The organism is uncultured Succinatimonas sp. (genome assembly GCF_905203285.1).
Taxonomy (GTDB): Bacteria; Pseudomonadota; Gammaproteobacteria; order Enterobacterales; family Succinivibrionaceae; genus Succinatimonas.
In genome coordinates, this window is sequence record NZ_CAJKVK010000122.1 from 1 (window position 1) to 4687 (window position 4687).

A 4687-nucleotide genomic window follows, 5' to 3' on the forward strand; every position below is an offset into this window, starting at 1 on the left:
AGCATTATCACCGGCACCGCCTGCCACTATAGTACCTTCAAGAAGCCCTGTAAGTGCGGCAGCTTCTTTAGTGATTGTTCCTGCAACAGCAGATGATTCAATAATCTCCGGCATTAATGAAGGATCAATATTTAAAGCATTTAATATCTCTAAAGACCATTCTCTCTTTTTGATGTCGATAAGGTTTGTACCTGATGCATCAGAAATCTCAATTGCTTTTTTACCGGTTAACTTAAAACGAACATAATCCTTAGGCAGCAATATGCATGAACATTTATCATAAATTTCTTTTTCATGCTTTCTGACCCACAAAATCTTAGGTGCGGTAAATCCTGTAAGCGCCGGATTGGCATTAATCTCAATAAGACAATTCTTTCCCACGGCATTAGTGATTTCATCACACTCTTCTCCGGTTCTTGAGTCACACCATAATATGGCGTTACGCAGAACTTTGCCGTGAGCGTCAATCATGACAAGTCCGTGCATTTGACCGGCAATAGACAAGGCTTTAATATCTGCAGGATTTACCCGACTTTCTTCTATAACCGCCTTTACGGTATTAACTGCAGCGTTATACCAATCATCAGGATCTTGCTCGGCCCAACCGTTTTTCGGTTGATATAAAGGATATTCAATGGTTTTTGAGGCCACGGATTTTCCCATTTCATCAAATAGAACGGTTTTTGTCCCTGATGTTCCAAGATCTATTCCTAATAAATATTTCATAAAAGCGACTTTCTGTGACCTCTGCCGTTTGGACTGCGCTCTAAAAGCGGCAATCCTATCAAATTGATATTTCTAAAAAGTAACCTGACAATTTGGCAGCACTATTCAATACGAGTATCACTGCATACTGTCAAAGTCAGTAAAACAATATCTGATGACTTAATTTACCTGCCCAACAGGCAAGGATATCGCATCAAATCGTGTTGACGTGCACGAGCACGGATATATATTAAAATTAAATCAGTAAAAAAGCGTTACTTTTATTCAATACCGTGATCTATGCATAATTTTTTATAAAAACAGTCAAGCGCTGATTAATTACGCTTTCACGGGAGATTACGCTTACATAAACTTAATTTATTAAAGGAATAGTCTCTAAAAAACTAAAAGTTTACAATTAAACATTTTAGTTCTTTACGCAAACGTTTACAAAACAATAAAAATTATTTTTCAAAATTTTTAAATTTCAGCACTATTTACAAGAAGAGATTATGTACAAAAACACAATTTAAATTTTCTTTACATGAAAAAAGCTATTCTAATAACAGCACTTACCACTTATCGTCATCATCCCAATTATCTTTAATAACAGATTTGCCTTTATATTTTTTAAGCAAATTATGCTTTTCCAAAGCACGTTTTTCCAAAACGCGCTTTAATTCCCCCTGCTCAAGTTTTTTTTGCTCTTTTAAGGCACTGTAAACCGTTCCTATAACAAAAAGCACAGGAACGGCAATAACTATGTATAACCACATTTATTTATTCAGCATACTTTCCAAAGCTTCATAACTGTTAATGGCACCGCGAATTTCTTGACCGTCAAGAATCATATACGGAACACCAGTAATAGCCAAAGTTTTACCTAAACTTATATTTTGCCCAAGAACCATTCCGACGTTTTGCTCTTTTGCCAATGCCGACAACTCATCAAAATCGGCTCCAACTTCCTTAACGACCGCTTTAATATAATCAAGTGAATCTATCTTCTTGGTTTCAGCCATTAATTTATCGTGATATGCAAAATACTTTTCTTTATCTTTTACATATAATGCCGCAGCAATAGTTGCAGCCTGAATACTGGTGGCAGACAGAATAGGAAATTCCACATAGATAACCTGAAGATCCGGATGCTCTTTTGCAAGGCGCTCGGTAAGCGGTCTTATTTTCTTGCAATATCCGCAATTGTAATCAAAGAAATCAATTAAATAATGCTTCGGATTTTCACCGCCGCCGCGTCTTGGTAAATCCCTATTGGCAACAATAGACTCAACGACCGAATCAAATTGTTTTTTAGCTGCTTCTTTTTGCTGGCGATCCAAGGTTTGCGCAACTTCAACCAAAACTTGAGGATTATTCATTAAATAATCATGAATAATAGTTTCAATTTCCTGCTTCTGTTCAGGAGAAAATGAACTGCCAAACGCAGATGCCGGTACTGACAGCGACAGCGCAAAACATGATGCAAAAACCAAACCTTTAAACAACATATAGAACCTTATTTTCTAAGCGGCCTTTTCTTTTTTAGTCCGAACATGAACAAAACATATGAAAACACTACAGCAAAAAACATATTAAACGCAAGCGGAATCATGGACATTTCTCCCATAATTCCGACGAGGGGAGAAAATAAAGCCCCAAAGATAAAAATCAATACACCGAAAATTCCGGATGCCGCACCGGCTCCACCCTTTCTGGATCCCATAGCAAGACCGAAGCCTGCCGTCTGTGAAGATCCTATCATTGCCACATAAAATAAAATTGCAATTAAAGCAGGAAGCGGGGACTGAGGCTTTATAAAAGCGATAAAAAGCATTGCCAAACTTGAAACAAGCATTACGGCAAGAGACAAAAGAACCACTCTTGCATCACAGATACGGGTTGATAATCTGCCTGCAAGCTGTGCTGCCAAAGTGATTGCTACGGCATTAACGGCAAAAATTACAGAGTAACCGACAGCTGAAAAACCATAGATATTCTGTACCACAAAAGGAGAAGCGGCCAAGTAAGAGAAAAAACCGCCCATGATAAACGCCATTGACAGAGTGATAAGCAAAAAGCGTAAATTGAGCAGCTCTTTGAGCATTCCGGTAATAGATTTAACAACTTTAGGCTCTCTTTTGTCCTTTGGTAAAGTATCCGGGATTTTAAATACCGACAGTAAAACCAGAATAATCCCGACAATTACTAAAGCACCGAAGATCCCGCGCCACGAGAAAAATACTATAACGGCACTTCCCACAATAGGTCCGAAAATAGGAGCCAAAGAATTCACCGTCATAATAAGAGCCATAAATTTGGTAAGTTCCGTTCCTGAAAACAAATCGCAGGCCATGGAACGAGACAGAACTACACCTCCGGCACCTGAAAACCCTTGAAAGAAACGAAGCACCACCATTGTCATTACATCATTTGCAGAAGCACATAAAGCTGATGTAATAACAAATACTACTAAAGAAATAAGCAAAGGAATCTTGCGGCCAAAAGTATCAGATAAAGGACCGACAAAAATCTGACCTAAAGCCAGGCCTAAAAAGCAGGAAGTTAAAGATAACTGAATTGTGGAAGCGTCAGTATGAAAATCAGCGGTAATGGCAGGAAGTGCCGGTAAATAAATATCTGTGCAAATAGGTCCGAATGCTGTAAGCATTCCTAAAGTAAAGAAATAAATTATTTTATCAAAGGTCATCTTATTCATTTTTCTGCCTAAAAAACACAATGCGATGCAATTTTATTAGCGGAATTCGTGTTTTTCCAAACAAAACTAAAAAAAATGAATCTTAATTAACAAAAAAGGCCTTCGCTTTATATTGCAGAAGACCTTCTTTGACAAAACTGAATTTTAATTGCCGCCGGCCAATCGTCTGTATACTTCCGACTCATTGTCAAGGACGATTAATCTCTGCTCGGGAGGTAAAGCAGCATCTGCTTTAGTAAGACGCAGCCACTGCAAGACATAAAATAAAAGAGCTCTGCGACACGGATAGCAAACGGTGCCGTTTTCTTCCATTCCGTAATCGAACTCGACCACACGACGGGCAGATTCAGGAAGCTCAGGATTTGCTTTTAATATCAAATCAATAAATTCATTCCATTCTTTGTCATCTTCAGCAGAAGTACCTACTTCCCTAAAACCGTTGCCTACAGGATCCGGGAAACGATCATCCGGAGCTAAAATCTCAGGAACTGCGCAATGAACGATACGGGATAAAACGTAATCACGGAAGCCGTGATGATCATAACAATAAGCGCGAACATGCCAGCGCAGGCCGTCAAAGGCAAGACCGTGAGGAGCAACTAAATGATCTGTCGGATTAACGGTCTTTAATGAACGATAGGCAATATGAACCGCCTTATGAGTTCTGATCGCGTTAACTATATTAAATAAAACTTCGGAATTAATATTACGCTGCGGAGGACAAAAAGTAGCTAATGCGACATTAGGGACAAAACCGAAAAAATTACGGCTTTGATTTAAATCGCCTTGAGCGTAATTTAAAAGATCGTTTAAATAAGATTGCGGTGAACAAACATTCGGAAAAATCGGTTTGAAATCATCTGTTCTTACATAGACTTTAGAATGTCTGTCGTATTTAAGATTTGCTCTTGGAGGCTCGGAGTTCTCAACCATTTCCTGGTATTTGGATAAATCCAATGATGCCTGAGGTACGGAAATAGAAAAGAAGTCAACCAAATCCTTGCGATTTATTTTTCCGTCACAGCTTAAACGAAAGTCAATAAATTCAAGGCGGCGAGCCTGATTCCACTTATTATAAGAACGATTGTCTTTTTCTATATTGTTATCATTTTCTTTAATATTACGGTTCATTCTTAATCCAAACTTAAGTAGCAATCTTAAGACAAAGAATTAATGCCAAAATTACACAGGTATAAAACATAATTATTTTATACGTATTTTCGGCATGAAGTATAGCATAATAATTCAATTGATTTTATAAAAAAT

At 37.9% G+C, this 4687-nt stretch carries 5 protein-coding genes; all 5 read right to left on the reverse strand.

The window, feature by feature from the left end; all coding sequences use genetic code 11:
- Positions 1–726 (reverse strand): FGGY family carbohydrate kinase (locus QZ019_RS09300; RefSeq protein WP_295484490.1); only part of this gene is annotated, 726 nt, incomplete at its 3' end.
- Positions 727–1277: 551 nt separating this feature from the next.
- Positions 1278–1481, reverse strand: coding sequence for a hypothetical protein (locus tag QZ019_RS09305; protein ID WP_294565018.1), 204 nt, complete (start codon positions 1479–1481; stop codon positions 1278–1280).
- Positions 1482–2213, reverse strand: coding sequence for a DsbA family protein (locus tag QZ019_RS09310; protein WP_295484493.1), 732 nt, complete (start codon positions 2211–2213; stop codon positions 1482–1484). It lies immediately after the preceding gene.
- A gap of 8 nt (positions 2214–2221) precedes the next feature.
- Positions 2222–3421: a multidrug effflux MFS transporter gene (locus QZ019_RS09315; RefSeq protein ID WP_295484495.1), complete on the reverse strand. Its 1200-nt coding sequence runs from the start codon at positions 3419–3421 to the stop codon at positions 2222–2224.
- A 144-nt stretch (positions 3422–3565) separates the two neighbouring features.
- A complete protein-coding gene (locus tag QZ019_RS09320; protein WP_294565026.1) occupies positions 3566–4552 on the reverse strand; it encodes a YafY family protein in 987 nt (328 codons plus the stop codon).
- Positions 4553–4687: the final 135 nt, after the last annotated feature.

What these genes read in the sequence shown, in the direction of transcription:
- QZ019_RS09305 (WP_294565018.1), bottom strand. Translation starts at nt 1,481, where the DNA reads ATGTGGTTATACATAGTTATTGCCGTTCCTGTGCTTTTTGTTATAGGA.
- QZ019_RS09315 (WP_295484495.1), bottom strand. Translation starts at nt 3,421, where the DNA reads ATGAATAAGATGACCTTTGATAAAATAATTTATTTCTTTACTTTAGGA.
- QZ019_RS09310 (WP_295484493.1), bottom strand. Translation starts at nt 2,213, where the DNA reads ATGTTGTTTAAAGGTTTGGTTTTTGCATCATGTTTTGCGCTGTCGCTG.
- QZ019_RS09320 (WP_294565026.1), bottom strand. Translation starts at nt 4,552, where the DNA reads ATGAACCGTAATATTAAAGAAAATGATAACAATATAGAAAAAGACAAT.